Raw genomic sequence first — 21,617 nt, 5'->3', positions numbered from 1 at the left:
CCCCCCCCCCCCCCCCCCCCTCCTCCCCCCCTCCTCCCCCCCCCCTCCTCCCCCCCCCCCCCCCCCCCCCCCCCCCCCCCCCCCCCCCGCGCCTGTGCACGCGCGCCGGCCGACCCGCCGCACCCCGTTCACCGGGGACATCTCCGCCGTGCCGCATGGCACTTCGCCCCTACACATAAAGGTGAAATAAGAGCAGAATGGCCTTTATGCGGCGCTTATCGCACACACAGGACGCGGTCGGCCCGCACGGAGCGAAGGAGACGAGTCATGGCCCACGTCTCGCACACCAGAGGTGACATCACCAGCCACCCCGACGCCCCGGAGATGCGGGCCCGCTACGCCCGCATGCTCGGCGGCCGCGATGTGGCGCTCGTGGACGGACCGGTGTTCCTGCTGGGTCTGTACTGCGCCGCATCCCCGTGGATACTCCACTACACGACGAGCCAGCCCCCGCTCGTGGTGCACAACCTGATCATGGGCATCGCGATCGGCGTCCTGGCCCTCGGCTTCACCAACTCGCCCGAGAGGATGTACGGCCTGAGCGGAGCCCTGTGCGCACTGGGCACCTGGATGATCATCTCGCCGTGGATCGTCGGATCGAGCCCGGACACCGGCGTGGTCCTCAACAGCATCATCATCGGAGCGCTGGCCGTGGTGCTGGGGATGGTGTGCATCTTCACCGCCACGAGGAGCACGCCGCGGGTGTAGCCCGACCTCGGCACCGCAGCCGGTGGGCGTACGCAAATCCCGTACCGGACGCCTGTGAGGCGTCGGGGTCAGGGCCGGCCGGCCAGTGCGGCCAGACCGTCGCGCGGGGCGGCGAACACGGGGCTCCAGCCCAGTTCCCGTTCCGCCTTCGCGGTGGACACGCGCAGGGACGACGCCGCGATGGCGCGGGCGTAGGACAGCGGACCGAGCAGCCACAGCGGTACGGTCATCGGCTTCGGCAGGCCGAACTCCTCCGCCACGGCACGGACGTGGGCGCCGAAACCCATCGGCGTGCGGTCCGCGATGTTGTACGCCTGACCCGCGCGGCCGCGTTCGACGGCGGCGGCGACGGCTGCCGCGGCGTCACCGAGCTCGACCCACGGCAGGACGCGTCCGCCGTCGGCGGTGACGGGCAGCTGCCGCCTGCGCAGCATGGGCAGGAGGGCGTCGGTGCCGCCCGGACCGTAGAAGAGGCCGAAGCGCAGCGAGACCGACTCCAGTCCGGCCGCCTCGAAGGCCAGCCGCTCCTTGATGCGCATGGCGGCGAGGTGCCTCTCCAGCGCGGGGGTGGCGCCGGGCGGCCCGAAGGCGTCGCCGTCCTCGGTCAGCAGGTGGGTGCCGTGGTCGCCGTATCCGTAGCCGAAGACCATGGACTCCACCACGAACCGGCGGGCGCCGGTGATCCCGGCGGCCTCCACCAGGTGGGCGGTGCCGTCGGTGCGCAGGACGTCGGTGGCGCGCATGTCACGGTGCCGCAGGGGCGGGCGCCGCAGGGCGGTGGCGGCGTGGACGACCGTGTCGAAGTGCCGGCCGTCGACGGCGCGCAGCAGCTCGTCGCGGTTCGTGAGGTCGGCCCGGACGCCGTTGGCCGGGCCCCGGCCCAGACCCGTGACCGTGTGGCCCGCCGCTGTCAGTGCGCGGGTGACATGCGCGCCGAAGACGCCGCTCGCCCCCGCGAGAAGGATGCTCTGGTTCGTCGTCATACCGATACGACGGACCGGGCCGGTACGGATGTGACATCGGGGGGCGGAGCCCCTCCCGGTCACTGCTGCGCCAGCCACTCCCGGTACCAGGCGAGGGTCGCGTCCACGGCGTCGGCGAGCGGTGTCGGGCGTATGCCGAAGGCCTGCTCGAAGGCGGACGAGTCCACGATCTGCGGTTCGGTGTGCTGGTAGAACATCTCGGCGTACTCGGACATGAACTGCTCGTCGAAGGGCCCGCAGGGTGCCGCCTCCTTGAGCACCAGCGCGTGCACCGGCCGGCCGAGGCGCTGTTCGATCAGCGTGTGCACCGCTCGGGTGGTGAGCGCGGGCGCCGTGGGAAGGTGCCACACCCGGCCGTCGGCCTCGGGGTGCTCGCCGAGGGTGGCGAGGCCCGTGGCGACGTCCCCGATGTAGGTGTAGCTGTGCGGCAGGTCGATGTCACCGAGTCCGACGACTTCCCCGCCGGTCAGCGCGGCGGGGAACACGGCGCCGCCGAGGGAGGAGCCGAGTACGCCGGGGCCGACGAAGTCCGCCGACCGCCCGAGAACCACACGGGCGCGGCCTTCGCGGTGGGCGGCGAGATATGCGGCGTCCAGCTCCGCACGCATCCGGCCCTTGCGGCTGGTGGCGTTCCACGGGGAGTCCTCGGTCATCACCGCTCCCCCGGTCTCGCCGTACGGGTAGAGGGTGTCGAGCACCACCAGACGCGCACCGGTGGCCTGCACCGCACCGAGGACGGCGTCCTGGACGCGGGGCATGACCTCCACCTGCAGGTGATAGGCGACGTTCACGCAGTGGTGGACGACCTCGGCTCCGGCCGTGGCGACAGCGGCCCCCTGTTCCGTACTGACGTCCGCGGCGAATCGCTCGACTCCGTCGAGGGCAGGGCCGGTGCCTTTGCGGTCGACGAGCCGGACGGCGTGACCGCGGCGGACGAGTTCCCGGGCGAGCGCGGTTCCGGCAGGGCCGGATCCCAGTACGGCGTGCAGGGCGGTGGACATGGCTGTCCCCTCTCGTTGGGTGCCTGGTCTGCAGACGAGGCGGACGAGCCACAATTAGTGACTGCCCCTCGCTTCTGTTAGACACCGTAACGCTTGCGATGGCCAGTATCAAGATGGGGTGGTTTCCGCGATCGTTAGGGTGTGTAGCGAGCACGAGAAAGGAGCCGTACGTGGCCGGCAGTCCGCAGGGCCCGAGGGCCCGGTACCGCGAGCAGACGCGCGCGGAGATCAAGGAGATCGCGCTCCGCCGGCTCGCCGAGGGCGGCACCGCCGCGGTGGCCCTGACGCGCATCGCCAAGGAGGTGGGCCTGTCGGGGCCGGCCCTGTACCGGTACTTCGACAGCCGTGACGCGCTGCTGACGGACCTGATCCGGGACGCCTACGGCGATCTGGCGGCGGCCGTGACGGCGGCCGCCCACTCGCTGCCGCCCGGCACGCCGGCACGGGCGCGGGTCCTGGCGCTGGCGGGCGCGTGCCGGGAGTGGGCGGTGGGGCAGCCGCACCGCTATCTGTTGATCCAGGGCACTCCGGTCCCCGGCTACAGCGCCCCGCCGGACACGCTGGACAGCGCCCGCGCGGTGCTCGGCCCCTTCCTCCGCGCCTTCCTGGGAGCACGGCCGGGTCCGGCAACCCGCCCCCTGGCCGCCCAGATGGCCGCGTGGGTGCGCCGGGACGACACCGTGGCCGCCTGGGTCGGCCGCCACACGCCGGCCGATGCCCCCGAGGACTCCGGCGCCCGGGACTCCCCCGTGCCGGTCGACGCGGAGGCCGCCGGGATCGCGCTCGCCGGCGCCGTCCTCGCGTGGTCCCACCTGCACGGGGCCGTCGGCCTGGAGGTGTCCGGCCAGTTCGAGGGCATGGGCCACGACGGCGGCACGCTGCTCACCGCCCAGATGGCCTCCCTCGCGGACGCGTTCGGGCTCGCCTGAGGTCCGCGCGAGGGGCCATGGCGACCGGGGGGCTCGCCGCGGTCGGCAGGAAGCGGCGGTCACGGCGACCGGCGGCCCGTCGTCACCGGGAAGAGCGGGAGATGGGCGGGACGGCGCCCTACACCGAGGCGCTGCCGTCGGGCGCGTACACGTACGGCGTCGTCGTGGTCAGGGGTACGAAGCCCAGGCGGGCCAGGATCGGACGGCTCTGGCTGGAGGCGTCGACCTGGACGTAGCGGTAGCCGCGGTCGGCGGCGACCCGGGCCCGGTGGGCGACGAGGGCCCGGTAGATGCCCCGGCCGCGCCAGCCCTCGACGGTGCCGCCGCCCCACAGGCCCGCGAACCTGGCCCCGGGGACGAGTTCCATGCGGGCGGCGCTGACCGGCAGGTCACCGGCGAGGGCCACCACGGCGACGACGTTGTCGGCGTCGCCGGTGAGCTGGGCGAGCAACTGGTGGCGCAGCCGTGAGCTGTCCGTGCCGAAGGCCTGCCGGTGGACGTCGGCCACGAGGTCGACCCCGGCACTGTCGGTGACGGGCAGCAGCCGCACGCCGTCCGGCGGTTCGGCGTCGAGGGCCAGGTCGCCCAGCTCCGCGACCATGAGCGTCTCCTCCGGCTCGGCGGCGAACCCGGCCGCCCGCAGGCGCTGTCCGAGGTCGTCCGGCCTGTCATGGCCGTACAGCTTCCACTCGAACTCCCGCCCGAGTCCGGTGAAGTACCGGATCTGTCCCGCTATCGCGGCGTCGGCGCCCGCCTCGTCGAGATCCGACCAGATCACTCCGTTCCAGCCCTGGTCGGCACCGACCTGACGCACCACCTTGCCGACGCGCTCCACCCGGGCTCCGGGGCCGTCGGGCCGCGCGCCCTCCCGCATGTCCCGGTCGAACAGGGCCAGTACCCCCACGTGATCCATGGGCTCACTCCAGCACCCGCCGAGGATCACTGCAATGGGATTACGTCGGGCACCTTGTCCGCGGCCGCGATTCCGGCCGCCTGCGGCACCGCCGGTGCACGCCCCCCACGCGCCCGGGCGCTCGCCCCCGACGCCCCGACATCAGCCGACACGACTCCTCCCCGGCGGCCGATCGGACCGGTTTCGTCCACCATGGACTCAGTCCCCGACCGGGGAACCCGACGGCCACCGGAGCGGCACACGACCACCCACCCGCGTACCGCCGACGCGCGCCACCCCCGCGCGGCGGCGCATCCGCTCACCCCTCCGGCCCCGACGACGAGTCACCACCAGACCGACCCCGCTGCACCCGCACCCCTCGGAACCGGAAGAAGAGCGAACCCGATGACCATCCGTGTCCTGCTCGCCGACGACCAGTCCCTCATGCGGGCCACCTTCCGCATCCTGATCGAGTCCTGCCCCGACATGGACGTGGTCGCGGAGGCCACCAACGGCAGGGAGGCGGTCGACCTGGCGCGCGCCCACCACCCCGATGTCGTCCTCATGGACATCCGCATGCCCGGCACCGACGGCCTGACCGCCACCACCACGATCTGCGCCGACCCCGAGCTGGTGACGACGCGGGTACTCATCCTCACCACCCTGGAGATCGACGAGTACGTCGCCCAGGCCCTGCGGGCGGGTGCCAGCGGCTTCCTCGGCAAGGACGTCGGTGCCGACGCGCTGCTCGGTGCCCTGCGGACGGTCGCCGGGGGCGAGGCCCTGCTCTCGCCGCTCGCCACCCGCGCCCTCATCACGCGCTACCTCGCCGAGCCGACGCCCGGAAGCCCTCTCGCGTCCCCCGAGGCGCTCGTCGCGCTCACCGACGCCGAGCGGGAGGTGATGGCGCTGGCGGCCGAGGGCCTGGCCAACCCCGAGATCGCCGAACAGCTCCTCGTCAGCCCGGCCGCCGTGCGCACGCACGTGGAGGGCGCCATGACCAAGCTGAGGGCCCGCGACCGGGCCCAACTGGTCGTCATGGCCTATCAGTCGGGCATCGTCCAGCCGGCGCCGCCCGCGTACTGACGCTCCCGTGGCGGCACGGCCGGGAACGGTCCGTCCGCGGCAGAGGTGAAGGGCCCGGGCGCGGACGGCGCCCGGGCCCTCGGTCCGACAGCGGCCGATCCCGCCGCGCGGGGCGCGGCGCAGGCCCCGCAGCGGAGAGACCGCCCCCGCGCGCAGTGCAGCAACCCCTGGCGGTCGGCGCCGGACGGGGCGCCCGGTCACCGCTCGGCGATCCGGGGTGCAGGAAACGCCCGGGGAGTGGGGCGGGTTCACGGCTGCGGCGGTCCGCGGCCTTTCTCAGGGTGCCGGGACGAGCGGGGGCGTTCCCCAGTCGGCGGTCAGGGCCTGCCGGAGCGCCTGCGCGCCGGTGCTGCCGATGCGGTCGGCGAGGACGGACTCGATGACGCCGATGGCCGCCTGCGCCCGCTCGTGGACCCGTTGCCCCTCGGTGGTGGTGCGGATCAGGCGCCTGCGGGCCGAGTCCGGGTCGGGGACCTGCTGGAGGAGGCCCAGGGCGATCAGCCCGTGGACGGCCTGATGGACGGTCTGGCGGGTGACGCCGATCCGGCGGGCGAGTTCGGAGACCGTCGTCCCCTCGGCGTCGAGCATCGCGAAGACGGAGGCCTGCGCGGTGCTCACCGGTTCCTCCCCCGCGCTCTCCATGCTTGCCATCAGGGCGTCGTCGAACCAGCGCTTGGCTTCGCTGAGCAATTGGGGAAGGTTGGCCGCGCGGTGGCTCATGGCTCCTCGGGGGGTCGGTGGACAGGGAAATTATCCACGGGCGGCCCGAGGGTGCGGATCAGGTGTGCTCCGTGTGCCGCGCGACGAAGTCGAGCGTCGTGCCGAAACACTGCGCCACGGCCTCCTCCGACAGGCCGACCCACAGATGGTCGCCGCCCGCGACCGGCCGGGAGTCGACGGGCACGCCCGCTTCCCGCAGCGCCCCGACGAGGCGCTCGCTCTGGGCGCAGGGGACGATGCCGTCCTCGGTGCCGTGCAGGACGAGGAACGGCGGCGCGTCCGCCGTCACCTGTGCGACGGGACTCGCGGCACGGGCCCGGGCGGGGTCGTCCGCGAGTGCGGCACCGGTCAGCAGGGCTTCGAACGTGGTGGGGTCGGATGCGTCGTAGCGGCCCGCGGGGTGGTCGTCGGCGATCCGGACGAGGTCGGCGGGGGCGTACCAGACCGCGCAGCCGCGCACCGTGGCGGTGCCCGGCCCGCCGCCGGTGAGGGCGGTGAGGGCGGCGAGGTGGCCGCCGGCGGACTCGCCCCACAGGACGGTGCGTTCGGTGTCCAGGCCGAGTTCACCCGACCGGAGGTGCAGCCAGCGCAGGGCGGCGGAGAGGTCGTCGACCTGTGCCGGATGCACGGCTTCACCGCTCAGCCGGTAGTCGGGGCAGACGACGGCGTATCCGGCGCGGGCCAGCCGGGCGAACGGGCCGGGGGTCCAGTCCCGGAAACGGGGACCGAGGTCGTCGCGCAGGCCGGTGCGCCAGGCACCGCCGTGGACGAAGACGACCACCGGGACCGGCCCCCGGGCCTCCTCGGGGAGCCAGAGGTCCAGCTCCAGTGGCCGGATGCCCTCGGGTACGGCGTAGACGGCACCGCGCAGCAGCCGTACTCCGGTCGCGGGGTGCGCGGCGGGCGGCAGCGGCAGCCGGGCCGGGTCGGGCGGTGCGAGCAGTTCGAACGGGAAGTGCTGTCCTGGTGCGGCCATGGGGGTCTCCGGTCGGTCAGCGGGCGAGGCGCGGGAGCAGGGTGCGGGCGTTGGCCGTGGTCAAGGACCGCCAGGTGGCGCCGTCCACGGGGGCGGGCTCGGTGTCGAAGGACGCGGCGTGCGCCCGGGCGGCGGCGGCCGGGGTCCAGCAGTAGTCGCTGCCGTAGAGGAGCCGCTCGGGGTCGGCAAGACCCAGCAGCGCGGGCACCTGACGGGGGAACGCCGGTCCCGCCAGGTCGTAGTGGAGCCTGCGCAGTTGGGCGACGGCGTCCGGGGCGCCGCCGTCCTGGGGCATGAACAGCTTCATGAAGCCGTTGATGCGGTCGGCCAGCACGGGCAGGGCGCCACCGCAGTGCGGCACGACGACCTTCAGGTCCCGGAAGCGTTCCAGCGTGCCGGCGAAGAGCAGGTCGGTGAGGGTGCGCGCGGTGTCGAAGACGAACTCGACCATGGGGCGCGGGCGGCCGAGGGCGGATTGCTCCCAGCAGACCGGCGAGGTCGGATGCACGAGGACGACGGCTCCGCGCCGGTCGAGTTCGGCGAAGACCGGTTCGAGACGCCGGTCGCCCAGATAGACGCCGTGGGTGTTGGTCTCCAGGACGACGCCGTCCGCTCCGAGCGTGTCGAAGGCGTACGCGATCTCCGCGAGGGCGCCGTCGACGTCGGGCAGGGGCAGCGAGGCGAACAGACCGAAGCGGCCGGGGTGTTCGCGGACGATCCGGGCGCCGTCCTCGTTGACCTCCCGGGCCAGGTCGCGGGCGGCCACCGGGTCGCCGAAGAAGACGCCGGGCGAGGATACGGAGAGCACCGCGGTGTCGATGCCGCAGCGGTCCATCAGTTCCAGGTGCGTCTCGGCCGACCAGAGGGGCCAGGCCGGCACCCCGTCGGGCCGTTCGTGTCCGGCGGCCCGGGCCCGACGGATGTAGGAGTCGGTCACGAAGTGCGCGTGGACGTCGATGAGTCCGGGCGCGGCGGCTGGTGCGCTCATGAGGGCGTGTCCTCGTCCGGTGCAGAGGGTGATGGGGGTGCGGAGGAGAAAGATGCGGGAACCGGCGGGGCCGCGGCGCCGCCGGATGCGCGGCGGCGGGTCCGGCGGGAGCGGTCCGCGGAGGCGGCGCGCTCCCCGGCGACGATGCCGGCCAGGCCGGTCAGGCCGAGGAGGGGCGGCGCGGGCGAGGCGAGGTCCAGCGCCCAGTAGACGGCTCCCATCAGCAGGCCCGCGGCGAAGGACAGAGCGGCGGCGCGCGGGAACGAGGCGGTGCGATCCGTTCCGGAGTCGGCCGGGGCACTCACAGCGCCTCCAGGATCGCCTGGCCGAGGAGCATGCCCAGCAGTCCGAACAGGGCTGCCGGAGGGGGCGCGGGCGACTTGACCCGCACCACCCCGTAGAGCACGCCCACGAGGACGCCCGCGAGGAGCGCCTTGAGGTAGGGCACGGCGGTCAGCTTCCGGTGCGCCACTTGTGGGCGGGCAGGAAGCGCACGTCGTTCTCCTCGGGCACGGTCGCGAACTTCGCCGGCTCGGGCACGAACGGCCTTGCGGGCAGGGTGAGTTCCTCCGTCGGGGTGCCCAGGCGCTCGAAGAACCGCTCGAAGGTGCCGCCCGGTCCCGCCGCGACTCCGACGATCTGCGTGTGGTGCCGCTCCATGCGGTAGGCGTGCGGGCAGTTCTTCGGTACGAAGCCGAAGTCCCCGGAGGTGAGCAGCTTCTCGTACTGCTCCCCCTCCAGGTCCTCGACGAACAGGCGCACCGCGCCGTGCGTGACGTAGAAGACCTCGTGGGTGTCGGCGTGGGAATGGGCCGGGATGATGTCGCCCTTCGGTCCCTCGCAGGTGAAGAAGTTGAAGGTGTTCTCGGTCTGCTCCCCGCCCGCGTAGATCGTGACGAGGTCGCCGAACAGGTGCGCCCGGTCCCCCATTCCCTTCTCGATGAAGTACGGCGTGCCCGGCTCCGGCGGGATGAGCGAGCGGGTCCGGTACGGGGTGGCGTACTCGATGGTCACGGTGGAACCTCCGGCCTCTCTCCGAGTGCATGTCAGGCTACCTGACATTACCTCCGGTGTCCCGCTCCGCGCACGGAGCGGTCTGTCGCCGCGGGGGCGGCACACGGCCCGCCCGCCGTCCGCGATACCTTCGCCCCGACACGGCCGGGCCCGGCGGGGCGAGGCCCTGAGCCGCGGGAGAGTCATGCGCGAGGACGCGATCGTCCAGGTGGCAACCGGAGTCCACCTGGTGCACGGCAGTGACACGAACTGGGTCGTCCTGTCGGACGGCGACGCCGTCACCCTGGTCGACACCGGATACCCGGGCGACCGGGCGGCCGTCCTCGCCTCACTGCGGGTCCTGGGCCACGCGCCGGAGGCGCTGACCGCCGTACTCATCACGCACGCGCACAACGACCACCTCGGCTCGGCCGAGTACCTGAACCGCGCCTTCGGCGTCCCGGTCCATCTGCACGAGGCCGAAGTGCCGCACGCGCGCCGCGAGTTCCTGCACCAGGTGTCCGTGGGACAGATCGCGCGGCAGGCCTGGCGGCCGGGGGTGCTGCCCTGGGCGGTGCGCGCCCTGCGGTCGGGCGGCAAGGCGGATGTCCGTATGACGCAGCCGGAGCCCTTCCCCCACGCGGGAGCGCTCGACCTGCCCGGACGCCCCGTCCCGGTCCACACGCCCGGCCACACGGCGGGCCACTGCGTCTTCCACCTCCCCGACGCGGGTGTCGTGATCTCCGGCGACGCCCTGGTCAGCGGGCACCCCACGTCCCGCGTCAGCGGACCCCAGCTGCTGCCGGCGATGTTCGACACCGAGCGCGAGCAGAGCCTCGCGGCACTGGGCCGCATCGAAGACCTCGCGGCGGACGTGCTGCTGCCCGGACACGGGCCGGTCCATCGCGGACCGGTGCGGGCGGCGGTGGAGCACGCACGCGAACTGGGCTAGCCCCTCCCGGAGGCGCGCGCCTCGCCTTGACGCAGGGTCCGAGCGGAGCAAAAATGGACATATACGCTGTAAATATATAGCGTCAATGTACAGGGAACCCACAGCCCGAGGCGGAGGCGTCATCCGATGGCGCGCAACAGGCCGACCGCACGCCCGGCGCACCCGACGAGACGAGTGCGGCGCACAGGCGCGCGGCACTCGGACCACAGGGCCGGGCGAGCGGCCTGCCGCCCCGCCGGCGGACGGCGCCGGTACCCGAGGAGGCGAGGCCGGTGAGCGCCCCGTCAACGGTTCTCGTCACCGGAGGCGCCGGCTTCATCGGGAGCCACGCCTGCGTGGAACTGCTCGACCACGGCTACGAACTGATCGTCGTGGACGACTACTCGAACAGCACTCCCCAGGTGTTCGCCCGCGTGGAAAGGATTGCCGGGCGCTTCGTCGGCACCATCTACGAACTGGACATCCGCGATCGACGCGCTCTCTCGGCCGTCTTCGACCGACACTCCGTGGACGCCGTCGTGCACTTTGCCGCGCACAAGGCCGTGGGCGAGTCGACGCGCATGCCCATCGACTACTACGACACCAACGTCGGAGGAACCACGGCGCTGTTGTCCGTCATGCGGGCGCACGGCGTCCATCAGCTGGTGTTCTCCTCCTCCTGCTCCGTGTACGGCGACGCCGGACGCGCCCCCCTGGACGAGGATGCTCCCGCACGGCCCACGAATCCCTACGCGGCCTCCAAGTGGTTCTGTGAGCAGCTCCTCGCCGATGTCTGCCGCCGTTGTCCCGAGTACACCGTGCTGTGCCTGCGGTACTTCAACCCCACCGGAGCCCATCCGAGCGGCCTGCTCGGCGAGGACCCCCACGGCACACCGGAGAACCTCATGCCGTACGTGGCGCAGGTGGCCGTGGGACGGCGGGAGCGCCTCCGCGTGTTCGGCGGGGACTACCCCACGCCCGACGGGACCGCCGTCCGCGACTACCTCCACGTCATGGACACCGTGGAGGCCCATCGCGTCGCGCTGGACCGTCTCTCCGGCACGACAGGCATGCAGGTGTTCAACCTGGGCCTGGGCAAGGGAAGTTCGGTCCTCGACGTGGTCACCGAGTTCGCCAGGACGAGCGGCCGGCCCATTCCCTACGACGTCGTGGGGCGCCGTCCTGGAGACGTGGCGGAACTCGTCGCGGACAGCGGCGCGGTGACCCGGGCCTGGGGCTGGCGCCCGACCCGGAACCTCGCCGACATGTGCCGGGACGCCTGGCACTTCCAGCAACTCAACCCGCAGGGGTACGCCGGCTCCCGCCGGCGGCCGAACGGAAAGGTCTAGTGCCGCACCGAGGACGGAGTCCTTGCGGCATCAGCGAGCCCGACTCGCGGCGAAGGACGTGATCGACATGAGGCCGCTGCACATCGAAGGGGCCTGGGTGCACGAGCCCGAGGTCTTCGCGGACCACCGGGGCGCCTTTCTGGAGTGGTTCGACGGCGACTCCTTCCGGTCGGCCGTCGGTCAGGACCTCCGCCTCGCGCAGGCCAACTGCTCGGTGTCCCGGCGGGGAGTGGTCCGCGGTGTCCACTTCGCCGACGTGCCGCCCGGCCAGGCCAAGTACGTCACCTGTGTCCGAGGCGCGGTCCTCGACGTGGTGGCCGACATCCGGACCGGCTCGCCCACCTTCGGGGAGTGGGAGGCGGTACCGCTGGACGAGGTGGGCCGTCGCTGTGTGTTCCTCGCCGAGGGACTCGGTCACGCCTTCATGGCCCTCAGCGCCGAGAGCACCGTCGTCTACCTCTGTTCCGAGCCCTACGCACCGGGGCGCGAGCACGGAATCCATCCGCTGGACGGCACACTCGGCATCGACTGGCCCGACGGGCGGATGCCGGTGCTGTCCGACAAGGACGCGGCCGCTCCCACACTGGACGAGGCGGCCCGCAGCGGACTGCTGCCCAGTTACGAGGCCTGCCGCGCCCGACGGCCCTCCTCGGCGGCCGACAACGCGGGAAACGCCTCCTCCAGGGCGTTGCGCCAGTGGCGCAGCGGCGCCATCCCGGCCTCCGGCCAGCGGCCGTGACCGAGAACGCTGCAGGCCGGACGGGGCGCGGGGCGGGGTCGGGCGGCACTGGTCGTGCGCCGTACCCGCGACGGTTCGGCGCCCAGCAGCCGGAAGACCTCGCATGCCAGGTCGTACCAGCTGGCCTCACCCGAGGCGGTGGCGTGGAAGATGCCGGGCGGCGCGGTGCCCGCCCGTGCCGATCTCCCCAGCAGGATCAGCCTGTCGGCGACGTCCGCGGTCCAGGTGGGCTGCCCCCGCTGGTCGTCGACGACGTCGATGGCGTCCCGGACCGCCTCCAGTCCCCTCACCGTCCGGACGAAGTTGCGCCCGCCCGCCCCGTACAGCCATGCCGTGCGGACCACGTGACCCGTTTCGGGGAGTGTCGTCAGAACGGCCCGCTCGCCGGCGAGCTTGGTCCGCCCGTAGGCGGTACGCGGGGCCGGGGTGTCCGTCTCGGCGTAGGGGCGGCCGGCGTCACCGGCGAACACGTAGTCCGTGGACAGGTGCAGCAGGGTCGTGCCGCGGCTTCGGCATGCCTCGGCGAGCCGGGCGGGGCCGTGGCCGTTCACGGCGAGGGCCTGCGCCTCGTGCGACTCCGCCGCGTCCACGTCCGTCCAGGCGGCGCAGTTGACCACGACGGCCGGACCGTACCGGTCCAGGACCGCGCGCACGGCTTCGGCGTCGGTGATGTCCAGTCGGCCGCGGCCCGCGGCGAGGACGTCGATGCCGCGGGCCGGCGACCGCGCGACGAGTTCCCGGCCCAGCATGCCGTCGGCTCCGGTGACCAGCCACACCTCGCTCATGCCGCCGCCTCCTGCAGCGGCTGCCGCAGCGGCTCCCACCAGGAGCGGTGTGTGCGGTACCAGTCGACGGTCTCCGCCAGCCCCGCGATCAGTTCCTTGCGGGGCGCATAGCCGAGTTCCGCGCCGATCTTCGTGAAGTCGACCGAGTAGCGGCGGTCGTGGCCCTTGCGGTCCTCGACGTACGTCACCGCGCTCCAGTCGGCGCCGCACTCGCTCAGCAGCAGTCCGGTCAGTTCGCGGTTGGACAGCTCGTTCCCCCCGCCGATGTTGTAGACCTCGCCCGGGAGGCCGCCGGTCCGGACGAGTTCGATGCCCCGTACGTGGTCGTCGATGTGGATCCAGTCCCGCACGTTCGTCCCGTCGCCGTAGAGCGGCACGCGCCCCCCGTCCAGCAGGCGGGTGACGAAGAGCGGGATGACCTTCTCGGGGAACTGGTGGTGCCCGTAGTTGTTCGAGCAGCGCGTGACCCGCACGTCCAGGCCGTGGGTGCGGTGCCCGGCCAGCACGACCAGGTCGGCCGCGGCCTTCGAGGCGGCGTAGGGCGAGTTGGGGCGCAGCGGGTCGGTCTCCGGCCAGGACCCCTCGGCGATGGATCCGTAGACCTCGTCGGTGGAGACGTGGACGAAGGTCCCCAGGCCGTGGCGCAGTGCGGCGTCCAGCAGGATCTGGGTCCCGAGCACGTTCGTACGGATGAAGGCGTCGGCGCCCAGGATGGACCTGTCGACATGGGACTCCGCCGCGAAGTGCACCACCTGGTCGTGTTCGGAGACGAGTTTCCCGACGAGCTCCGCGTCGCAGATGTCGCCCTGCACGAAGTCGAAGCCCGCGGCGTGGCGGACCTCGTCCAGGTTGGCGGGGTTGCCCGCGTAGGTGAGTTTGTCCAGCACGGTGACGGCCACGTCCGGGGGCCCGTCCGGGCCCAGGAGCGTGCGGACGTAGTGGGAGCCGATGAACCCGGCTCCCCCGGTCACCAGGATGCGCGTCGTGGTCATGATGGGATCTGCACCTTGCTGTGGTCACCGAGCACCAGCCGGTGTACGGAGGGCGTGCGGGGAGCGGGGGTCACCTCGACGTTGTGGCCGATCAGCGACACCTCGATCCTGCGCATCCCGACGATGGAGGCCCGCCGGAGCACGATCGAGTACTCGATCTCGCTCGCCTCGACCCGGCAGTCCTCGGCGATGGACGTGAAGGGCCCGATGTAGGAGTCGGCGATCACCGTGCCGGCACCGATGACGGCCGGACCGACCACCCGGCTGGCGAACACCTTGGCACCGTCCTCGATCCTGACCCGGCCGATGATCTCGCTCGCCTCGTCCACGCTTCCCTCGACGCAGGGTTCCAGTGTTTCCAGGACCGACCGGTTGACCTCCAGCATGTCGGTGACGTTCCCGGTGTCCTTCCAGTAGCCGGAGATCGTCGTGGAGCGCACGTCGAGCCCGCGGTCGAGCAGCCACTGCAGGGCGTCGGTGATCTCCAGCTCGCCGCGCCGGGAGGGCCGGATGGCGCGGACCGCCTCGTGGACGACCGGGGTGAAGAGATAGACGCCCACCAGTGCGAGATCGCTCCTGGGCTCCTGGGGCTTCTCCTCCAGGCCGACCACCCGGCCTGCCGCGTCGAGTTCGGCGATGCCGAAGGCGGTCGGCTCGGGCACGTGCGTGAGCAGGATCGCGGCGTCGGGCCGGTCGCGGCGGAAGTCGTCGACCACGCCCGAGATGCCTCCGACGATGAAGTTGTCGCCGAGGTACATCACGAAGTCGTCGTCGCCCAGGTAGTCCCGGGCGATCAGTACCGCATGGGCGAGGCCGAGAGGGGCCTCCTGCGGCAGGTAGGTCACGTCCAGGCCGAACCGGGAGCCGTCGCCGACGGCCTCGCGGATCTCCGGTGCGGTGTCACCGACGACGATTCCGGTCTCCGTGACACCGGCGGCCGCGATGGCCTCCAGTCCGTAGAACAGGACCGGTTTGTTGGCGACCGGCACCAGTTGTTTGGCCGAGGTGTGGGTGATCGGGCGGAGCCGCGTGCCCGCGCCGCCGCAGAGAACAAGTGCTTTCATGATGGCCGCCCCACTGCGGGTCGCTCGGATGGTGGTACCAGGGGTTGCGCCTGCGACACGAACCACTCGACGGTGTGGCGCAGGCCTTCGTCCAGCGGCACCCGTGGCTGCCAGTCGAGTGCGTCCCGCGCACGGGTGATGACGGGACGCCGGCGGACGGGATCGTCGACGGGCAGGGGAAGGAAGCGCAGTTCGCTGTCCGAGCCGGTGATCAGCAGCACCAGTTCCGCCAGTTCGCGTACCGACCGCTCGCTCGGGTTGCCGAGGTTGAACGGGCCCGGCAGGTGCGTGCCGATCATCGCCGTCAGTCCGCGGACCATGTCGTCGACGTAGCAGTAGCTCCGTGTCTGCTCACCGTCCCCGAAGACGGTGAGCGCGTGTCCCTCCAGGGCCTGTCTGATGAAGCTGGAGACGACCCGGCCGTCGTGCCCCCGCATGCGGGGGCCGTAGGTGTTGAAGATGCGGACGATTCCCACGTCGGCACCGCGGCTGCGCCGGTACGCCATGGAGACGGCCTCGGCGTAGCGCTTGGCCTCGTCGTAGACGCTGCGCGGCCCGATGGGATTGACGTTCCCCCAGTACTCCTCGGGCTGCGGGTGCACCGTGGGATCGCCGTAGACCTCGCTGGTCGAGGCCAGCACGAAGCGTGCTCCGTGCCGGAGTGCCAGCCGCAGCATGTTCTCCGTGCCCCGGCTGCCCGCGGCGAGCGTTTCGAGCGGGCGCCGCTGGTAGTCGAAGGGGGAGGCGGGGCTGGCGAGATGCGCGACGGCGTCGACGTCCCCCGGGACGCTGAAGGGTTCGGTGACGTCGCAGCGCTCGAACGTGAAGCCGGGCTCGCCGATGAGGTGGGCGATGTTGGCCGGTTCTCCCGAGGAGAAGTCGTCCAGGCAGCAGACGCCGTCCCCCCGGGCCAGCAGGGCTTCGCACAGGTGCGATCCCAGAAAGCCGCCTCCGCCGGACACCACGACACGCATGCGCTTCTCCTTCGCTCAGCCGAGCCGCGGGCGGCCCGGCGCACGCAGCGTCCATCCGGCCGCACGCCAGGCCGCCGCGTCGAGGGCGTTGCGGGCGTCGACGATGGCCGGCGTGCGCACCATCGCGGCGAGGGCGGCGGGGTCGAGCTCCCGGTACTGCGGCCACTCCGTCAGGTGCAGGACGACGTCCGCCTGCTCGCACGCCTTCGCCACGTCCAGGGCGAACTGCAGCGCGGGGTACGCGGTCCGGGCGTTGTCGACCGCCTCGGGATCGTGCACCCGGACCTGGCCCCCGCGGCGCCGGATCCGGTCGGCGACCGCGAGCGCGGGCGAGTCCCGGATGTCGTCGCTGCGGGGTTTGAAGGCGGCTCCCAGCACGGCGACGTTTTTGTCCTCGAAGGACCCGCCCACGAGTCGCTCCGCCAGGTCGACGACGCGCCCGCGCTGCCGCGTGTTGATCTCGTCGACCTGCCGCAGGAAGGCCACGGACGGAGCCTGGCCGAGTTCCTCGGCGCGGGCGGTGAAGGCCCGGATGTCCTTGGGCAGGCAGCTGCCGCCGAAGCCGAGGCCCGGGGACAGGAAGCGCGGGCCGATCCGGGAGTCCCGGCCCATCGCATCCGCGAGCGTGAGCACGTCGGCTCCCGTCGCGTCGCAGATCTCCGCCATGGCGTTGATGAACGAGATCTTGGTGGCGAGGAAGGAGTTGCAGGCCAGCTTGACCAGTTCGGCGGTCGCCAGGTCGGTGCCGAGGAACGCGGTGCCCCCGTCCAGCAGCGGCTCGTAGATCCTCCTCATCCGGGCCTCGGCGTGCTCGGAGTTCGAGCCCACGACGATGCGCTCCGGCCGCAGGGTGTCCTGGACCGCGCAGCCCTCGCGCAGGAATTCCGGGTTCCAGACGAGTTCGGCCTCCGGAGCGACGGCGCTCAGCCGCTCGGCCAGCCGGTCCGCCGTGCCCACGGGAACCGTCGACTTGCCGACGACCAGGATCCGTTCGTACCCGCTGTCGTGCAGGTGGGGCGCCAGGCGGTCGAGGGCGGCCTCGACATGGGTCAGGTCGGCGGCGTCCGATCCCGGGCGCTGCGGGGTGCCCACGCAGACGAAGTGGGTCTCACCGAAGCGGGCGGCCTCGGCCGTGGACGTGGTGAACCGCAGCCTTCCGCTGTCCACCGTCCTCATGAGCATCTCGGACAGACCGGGCTCGAAGAACGGGGGCCGGCCGCTCGCCAGCGCGGCGATCCGCTCCTCGTCGATGTCGACCCCGAGAACCTGGTGGCCGATGTCCGCCATGCAGGCGGCGTGGACCGCTCCGACGTATCCGGTACCGATGACTGTCAGGCGCATGTCGATCTCCGTGGGTCCCGTGGTCGATGGGGAGGGTCGCTCGGGAATTCCGCTCAGGGGTCCTCCGCGGCCCCTGGGACCGGGTCCGTCCTCCCCTGGGAAGGAAGGCCCAGCAAGTCGCTGTAGCAGGCGTCTACGGCGGCGCACATGGCCTGGGGGGCGAAGGTGGCGCGGACCGTGCCGCGGCCCTGGCGTCCCATGGCGGCCGCCTCTCCCGGGTGGTCGAGCAGCCAGCCGACCGCTCGCGCGGCGCCCAGGGGGTCGGCGGGTGCCACGAGCAGGCCCGTGGCGCCGTGTTCCACCAGATCGGGCACGCCGTTGACGGCCGTCGCGACGACCGGACGGGCGGTGGCCAGCGCTTCGGTGAGCGCTCTGCCGAGGCCCTCGTAGAGCGAGGTGATGACGAAGACGTCGAGGCCCGCCACCAGTGCGGCGGCGTCCGGCCGGTGCCCGGTGAGCGTCACGTCGACGCCCAGTTCGGCGGCGAGGCGGCGGACCTCGCCCTCCAGCGGGCCGTCACCGATCATGACGAAGGCCGTGTCGGGGTGCCGTGCACGGATCGCGGCCGCCATGCGGACGAAGTCCAGGGGCGCCTTCTGCCGGTCGATCCGCCCCACGGTGCCGACGAGCGCCGTGCTCCGAGGGACGCCGAGCGCGCGCCGGGCCTCGGGATCGAATGCGCCGGGGATGTGTGCCAGGTCCACGGCGGACGGCACCACCCGGACGCGCCCCGGCGGGGCCAGGCCCTCCTCGACCGCCTGCTGCGCGACGCGCGGTGCCACGGCGAGGAACCGGTGGGTGCACCCCCGCGTCGCCCGTTCCAGCAGGCGGTACAGCGTGCGCCTGGGCGCGGACATGTGCGGGTGGAAGCTGAGGCCGTGGAAGGTGTGCACCACCACGGGTGTGCGGCACAGGCGTGCGGCCACGCGGCCGAGGAATCCCCCCTTGGCCGAGTGCGTGTGCACCACGGTGAACCGCTCGCGCCGGATGAGACGCACCAGGCGTCCCAGGACCATCAGGTCGGCCGGGCCGAGGGTGTGCCGGAACCCGGGGATCTCGACGGTGCGGATGCCTGCGGCCCGGGCCCGGGCCCAGAGGTCGCCGCCGGGCACTCCGGCGATCCACACCTCGTAGCGACCGGGGTCCATGCCCTCGGCCGACAGGAGCGTGTTGCCGCCGGCTCCCGCCCAGAACCGGGTGATGACGTGCAGGACCTTGATGCGGGGGGAGGACGGCGGCACGGGCAGCGTGGCCGGCGGCGCCACCAGCGGAGGTGTCGCGGGCCATCCGGAGTCCGGACCGTCGCGTCGGCCCGAGCCAGGGACGAGGGTCCCGATCCGCATCACCGATCACCACCAGGGGGACAAAGGGGTATATTTACGTTGTATACGTACAGCATCACCCCTCAAGTGGTCCAGGTCAATCAGAGGAACGGTTATGGCACTGGCCGAGCTGCACGAGATCAGGCATCTGCTGGCGTGTCCCCGCTGCCGGTCACCCCTCCGGGACGCGGGCCACGGGCTCGCGTGCAGTTCGCCCGCGTGCCCCGGCCACTCCCCGACGGCCTTCCCGTCGGACGGACGGTGGCCGTTCCTCGTCGACTTCGAGCGCAGCGTCGTCACCCGGCCGGCGCCGGCACGAGCGGACCGGCGTCCGGACGGGACGGAGCACGGGCCCGTGAGCAGGGCCGAGCGGCTGCCCGCTCCGCTGCGCCGCCTGGTCAAACCGCCCAACCGAGTGGCGGCCAGGAACATCGAGATGCTGCTGCGCGGCCTCCGCGGCCCCTCGCCGACCCTGCTCGTGGTCGGCGGGGCCACCGTCGGCAACGGCGTGGCCGCGATCTACCGCGATCCGCGCGTACGGGTGATCGGGTTCGACATCGTGGCCAGCCCCGTGACCCAGTTCGTCGCGGACGCCCACCGCATCCCGCTGTCCGACGCGAGCGTCGACGCGGTGCTGGTCCAGGCCGTACTGGAGCATGTGCTCGATCCGGCCGCGGTCGTCGCCGAGATCCACCGGGTCCTCAAGGACGGCGGCCAGGTCTACGCCGAGACTCCGTTCCTGCAGCAAGTGCACGCCGGAGCCCACGACTTCACCCGGTACACGGCGAGCGGCCACCGCTATCTCTTCCGGCACTTCGAGGAGCTGGCCGCCGGCCCCGTGGCGGGCCCCGGCACCCAACTCCTTTGGACCAGTGACCACTTGGTCCGCGGTCTGACGCGGTCCGCGTTCGCCGGCCGCGCCACGCGGGGCCTGCTCTGCTGGCTGCGCGCCCTCGACCGCCTGATCCCCGCGGGCTACGCCTCGGACAACGCGTCCGCCTTCTACTTCCTCGGCCGCAAGCGCGACCGGGAGATGACGGCCGCGGAGATCGTCGAGTACTACCGAGGCGCGCAGCTTCCCCACTGAGGGCCGGTGGCCCCGGATTCCCGACCGAGGCCCGGTGGCCGCGGCGTACGGCCGAACGGCGAGCGCGCGTCAGCGCCGGCCCGCGACCGGATGCTCCTCGGGCGCTTCCCGCCGGGACACCTCCTCGGCCCGCACCATGGCGGCCAGTCCGGACCGGACGTCCGTGCCGGGCCGGTATCCGAAAGCCTCGCGCGCCACCGCGATGTCGGCCGCGGTCCGCCGCGCGTCACCGGGGCGCCCCGGACCCGGCACCACGTGCACCGGGTCGGCCAGGCGGCCGACCAGCGCGATCACCTGGTTCATCGTCACCTCGCAACCGCCGCCGAGATTCGCGACACCGGTCCACGAGGAGAGCGCGGCCTGACGCATGGCGTTGACCACGTCCCCGACGTAGGTGAAGTCGCGGCTCTGCCGCCCGTCCCCGTACAACGGGAAGGGCCGGTGCGTGCAGGCGGCCGCCACCAGCCGGGAGAACGCCATGTCGGGGCGCTGCCGGGGGCCGTAGACACTGAACAGCCGGAGGGACACCGCCGGTACGCCGAAGACGCTTCGGTAGGTCTCGCACAGCTGCTCGGCGGCGAGCTTGGTGACGCCGTACGGGGACACGGGCCGGGGACGCACCGTCTCCGGCGTGGGATAGGCCTCCGCGTCGCCGTAGACCGACGAGCTGGAGGCGAAGACGAGGCGGCGCAGCCCGGCGTCCCGCGCCGCCTCCAGGACGTGCTGCGTGAGCAGGACGTTGCGCTCCAGGTACACGCCGAACTCCGCGCCCCAGGAACCGCGCACGCCGGGCTGGCCGGCGAGGTGGTAGACGACGTCGGCCTCGGCGAACAGCGGCTGCAGCCGGAGTTCGAGCAGGTCGCCCTGCCGGAAGCGGAACCGTTCCAGCCCCCGCAGCCGGGCCAGGTTGTGCCGCTTGCGCCAGGGCTCGTAGAAGTCGGTCATCGCGTCGACGCCCAGCACCTCGTCCCCGCGGGACACCAGGTGTTCGCACAGGTGGGAACCGATGAAGCCGGCGGCACCGGTCACGACGGCGCGCATCAGAACGCACCTCCGTCGGCGTCACGGGCGGCCCGCTCCCGCCGGGAGGACCCCTCCCACACCGCGGACAGCACGTACCGGACCGTCCTGACCGTGAAGCGCAGGACGCTGGGCACGGTGGCGTGCCGCAGGAACTCCGCGTCCATGGCGGTGCGTTGGGGCACCAGCACGGTCAGGTAGTACTCCTCCGGGTCGGCCCGGCCGTCGAGCTCCGCGGTGTACACGCGTGACCGGAGCTGGCACGGACCGGTGAGCCCGGGGCGGTACCGGAACACCCACCGATGTGCGGGCGGGTAGCGGTGGGCGAGGTGCGGGACCTCGGGGCGCGGGCCGACCAGGGTCATGTCCCCGCGCAGCACGTTCCACAGCTGCGGCAGCTCGTCGAGGCTCAGCCGCCGCAGCAGACGCCCGGTGGTCGTCACCCTGGGGTCGTGGCCGCAGGTCACCTCGGGACCCGGGCTGCGGGGTCTCATGCTGCGGAACTTGTAGAGGGTGAACTCGCGCCCGCCCTCCCCGATCCGCTGCTGCCGGAACAGCACCGGCCGTCCGCTGGTGAGGGCGACGAGCAGCGCCAGCAGGATCAGGAGCGGGGTGAGAAGGAGGAGCAGCGTCACGGCGAGGACGACGTCCAGGGTCCGGCACGCCGGGGTCGGCCGCACCGCGCTCGGGGACGGCAGGGCCTGTCGGGTGCCGCGGTCGATGATGTCCATGACGGG

Annotated in this window: 23 protein-coding genes and 1 pseudogene; 7 read left to right on the top strand and 17 right to left on the bottom strand. The window is 72.7% G+C overall.

The features are described 5' to 3' along the window. Positions 1-267 precede the first annotated feature (267 nt). A complete protein-coding gene (locus tag ACZ4NT_RS05435; RefSeq protein WP_467723635.1) occupies positions 268-708 on the top strand; it encodes an SPW repeat protein in 441 nt (146 codons plus the stop codon). Positions 709-776: 68 nt separating this feature from the next. Here the strand turns inward: ACZ4NT_RS05435 and ACZ4NT_RS05430 are convergent, their stop codons facing one another. Together ACZ4NT_RS05430 and ACZ4NT_RS05425 are read right to left on the bottom strand one after the other, a co-directional pair. Then, positions 777-1,691, bottom strand: coding sequence for an NAD-dependent epimerase/dehydratase family protein (locus ACZ4NT_RS05430; RefSeq protein WP_467723633.1), 915 nt, complete (start codon positions 1,689-1,691; stop codon positions 777-779). A gap of 59 nt (positions 1,692-1,750) precedes the next feature. Then, positions 1,751-2,692, bottom strand: a complete 942-nt coding sequence (locus ACZ4NT_RS05425; protein ID WP_467723631.1) for an NAD-dependent epimerase/dehydratase family protein — start codon at positions 2,690-2,692, stop codon at positions 1,751-1,753. A 170-nt stretch (positions 2,693-2,862) separates the two neighbouring features. Between ACZ4NT_RS05425 and ACZ4NT_RS05420 the strand changes: the two genes are divergently transcribed. Then, positions 2,863-3,621: a TetR/AcrR family transcriptional regulator gene (locus ACZ4NT_RS05420; protein WP_467723629.1), complete on the top strand. Its 759-nt coding sequence runs from the start codon at positions 2,863-2,865 to the stop codon at positions 3,619-3,621. A 118-nt stretch (positions 3,622-3,739) separates the two neighbouring features. Here ACZ4NT_RS05420 and ACZ4NT_RS05415 read toward each other — a convergent pair whose 3' ends face one another. Beyond that, positions 3,740-4,534 (bottom strand): GNAT family N-acetyltransferase, encoded by a 795-nt coding sequence (locus tag ACZ4NT_RS05415; RefSeq protein WP_121408205.1) that lies wholly within the window; start codon positions 4,532-4,534, stop codon positions 3,740-3,742. A 384-nt stretch (positions 4,535-4,918) separates the two neighbouring features. On the opposite strand from ACZ4NT_RS05415, the gene ACZ4NT_RS05410 reads away from it, so the two are divergent. Continuing rightward, positions 4,919-5,599, top strand: a complete 681-nt coding sequence (locus ACZ4NT_RS05410) for a response regulator transcription factor (RefSeq protein ID WP_121408206.1) — start codon at positions 4,919-4,921, stop codon at positions 5,597-5,599. Positions 5,600-5,875: 276 nt separating this feature from the next. Here the strand turns inward: ACZ4NT_RS05410 and ACZ4NT_RS05405 are convergent, their stop codons facing one another. Genes ACZ4NT_RS05405 through ACZ4NT_RS05380 form a run of 6 tightly spaced genes read right to left on the bottom strand, consistent with a single transcriptional unit; the run spans position 5,876 to position 9,297 of the window. After that, complete coding sequence (locus ACZ4NT_RS05405; RefSeq protein WP_467723627.1) at positions 5,876-6,319, bottom strand: MarR family winged helix-turn-helix transcriptional regulator; 444 nt, start codon at positions 6,317-6,319, stop codon at positions 5,876-5,878. 58 nt (positions 6,320-6,377) lie between these two features. After that, complete coding sequence (locus ACZ4NT_RS05400; protein ID WP_467723625.1) at positions 6,378-7,295, bottom strand: alpha/beta hydrolase fold domain-containing protein; 918 nt, start codon at positions 7,293-7,295, stop codon at positions 6,378-6,380. Positions 7,296-7,311: 16 nt separating this feature from the next. Next, positions 7,312-8,283, bottom strand: a complete 972-nt coding sequence (locus ACZ4NT_RS05395) for an amidohydrolase family protein (RefSeq protein ID WP_467723623.1) — start codon at positions 8,281-8,283, stop codon at positions 7,312-7,314. Further along, positions 8,280-8,588 carry a DUF1427 family protein gene (locus ACZ4NT_RS05390; RefSeq protein WP_467723622.1) on the bottom strand — a complete coding sequence of 103 codons (309 nt, stop codon included), beginning with the start codon at positions 8,586-8,588 and terminating at the stop codon, positions 8,280-8,282. Before ACZ4NT_RS05390 ends, ACZ4NT_RS05395 begins: the two co-directional genes overlap by 4 nt. After that, positions 8,585-8,731 carry a DUF1427 family protein gene (locus tag ACZ4NT_RS05385; protein ID WP_121408680.1) on the bottom strand — a complete coding sequence of 49 codons (147 nt, stop codon included), beginning with the start codon at positions 8,729-8,731 and terminating at the stop codon, positions 8,585-8,587. Before ACZ4NT_RS05385 ends, ACZ4NT_RS05390 begins: the two co-directional genes overlap by 4 nt. A gap of 5 nt (positions 8,732-8,736) precedes the next feature. Beyond that, positions 8,737-9,297, bottom strand: coding sequence for a quercetin 2,3-dioxygenase (locus ACZ4NT_RS05380; protein ID WP_467723620.1), 561 nt, complete (start codon positions 9,295-9,297; stop codon positions 8,737-8,739). A 184-nt stretch (positions 9,298-9,481) separates the two neighbouring features. Between ACZ4NT_RS05380 and ACZ4NT_RS05375 the strand changes: the two genes are divergently transcribed. The 3 genes and pseudogenes from ACZ4NT_RS05375 to ACZ4NT_RS05365 all read left to right on the top strand — a co-directional run. Continuing rightward, complete coding sequence (locus ACZ4NT_RS05375) at positions 9,482-10,228, top strand: MBL fold metallo-hydrolase (protein ID WP_121408212.1); 747 nt, start codon at positions 9,482-9,484, stop codon at positions 10,226-10,228. A gap of 272 nt (positions 10,229-10,500) precedes the next feature. Beyond that, entirely contained in the window at positions 10,501-11,556 is a 1,056-nt protein-coding gene (gene galE / locus ACZ4NT_RS05370) for a UDP-glucose 4-epimerase GalE (RefSeq protein WP_121408213.1), read from the top strand. Between the two features lie 67 nt (positions 11,557-11,623). Next, positions 11,624-12,196: pseudogene (locus ACZ4NT_RS05365) on the top strand (dTDP-4-dehydrorhamnose 3,5-epimerase family protein); the annotation flags it as partial. Here ACZ4NT_RS05365 and rfbD read toward each other — a convergent pair. The 6 genes from rfbD to ACZ4NT_RS05335 are packed head-to-tail and all read right to left on the bottom strand — an operon-like array spanning position 12,175 to position 18,716. Further along, positions 12,175-13,080, bottom strand: coding sequence for a dTDP-4-dehydrorhamnose reductase (gene rfbD, locus ACZ4NT_RS05360; protein ID WP_121408214.1), 906 nt, complete (start codon positions 13,078-13,080; stop codon positions 12,175-12,177). The pseudogene ACZ4NT_RS05365 and the gene rfbD sit on opposite strands and share 22 nt — an antisense overlap. Further along, the gene (rfbB, locus tag ACZ4NT_RS05355; protein ID WP_467723617.1) at positions 13,077-14,072 is read right to left on the bottom strand and encodes a dTDP-glucose 4,6-dehydratase; all 996 of its coding nucleotides are present in this window, start codon (positions 14,070-14,072) and stop codon (positions 13,077-13,079) included. Before rfbB ends, rfbD begins: the two co-directional genes overlap by 4 nt. Further along, on the bottom strand, positions 14,069-15,136 hold the full coding sequence (locus tag ACZ4NT_RS05350) for a glucose-1-phosphate thymidylyltransferase (protein ID WP_121408216.1): 1,068 nt from the start codon (positions 15,134-15,136) through the stop codon (positions 14,069-14,071). Before ACZ4NT_RS05350 ends, rfbB begins: the two co-directional genes overlap by 4 nt. Then, positions 15,133-16,110: a UDP-glucuronic acid decarboxylase family protein gene (locus tag ACZ4NT_RS05345; protein ID WP_121408217.1), complete on the bottom strand. Its 978-nt coding sequence runs from the start codon at positions 16,108-16,110 to the stop codon at positions 15,133-15,135. The genes ACZ4NT_RS05350 and ACZ4NT_RS05345 overlap by 4 nt, the downstream gene beginning before the upstream one ends. 15 nt (positions 16,111-16,125) lie before the next feature. Then, a complete protein-coding gene (locus ACZ4NT_RS05340) occupies positions 16,126-17,451 on the bottom strand; it encodes a UDP-glucose dehydrogenase family protein (RefSeq protein ID WP_121408218.1) in 1,326 nt (441 codons plus the stop codon). 53 nt (positions 17,452-17,504) lie between these two features. Further along, positions 17,505-18,716, bottom strand: coding sequence for a glycosyltransferase family 4 protein (locus tag ACZ4NT_RS05335; protein ID WP_467723614.1), 1,212 nt, complete (start codon positions 18,714-18,716; stop codon positions 17,505-17,507). A gap of 172 nt (positions 18,717-18,888) precedes the next feature. On the opposite strand from ACZ4NT_RS05335, the gene ACZ4NT_RS05330 reads away from it, so the two are divergent. Next, the gene (locus ACZ4NT_RS05330; protein WP_467723613.1) at positions 18,889-19,860 is read left to right on the top strand and encodes a class I SAM-dependent methyltransferase; all 972 of its coding nucleotides are present in this window, start codon (positions 18,889-18,891) and stop codon (positions 19,858-19,860) included. A gap of 69 nt (positions 19,861-19,929) precedes the next feature. Here the strand turns inward: ACZ4NT_RS05330 and ACZ4NT_RS05325 are convergent, their stop codons facing one another. Both ACZ4NT_RS05325 and ACZ4NT_RS05320 read right to left on the bottom strand, forming a co-directional pair. Then, positions 19,930-20,901 carry an NAD-dependent epimerase/dehydratase family protein gene (locus ACZ4NT_RS05325; RefSeq protein WP_467723611.1) on the bottom strand — a complete coding sequence of 324 codons (972 nt, stop codon included), beginning with the start codon at positions 20,899-20,901 and terminating at the stop codon, positions 19,930-19,932. Beyond that, positions 20,901-21,611 (bottom strand): sugar transferase, encoded by a 711-nt coding sequence (locus ACZ4NT_RS05320; protein ID WP_467723609.1) that lies wholly within the window; start codon positions 21,609-21,611, stop codon positions 20,901-20,903. The genes ACZ4NT_RS05325 and ACZ4NT_RS05320 overlap by 1 nt, the downstream gene beginning before the upstream one ends. Between the last annotated feature and the right edge of the window lie 6 nt (positions 21,612-21,617).

Source organism: Streptomyces sp. NPDC026417 (assembly GCF_055567695.1).
This window is presented reverse-complemented; position numbering and strand designations above follow the sequence as displayed.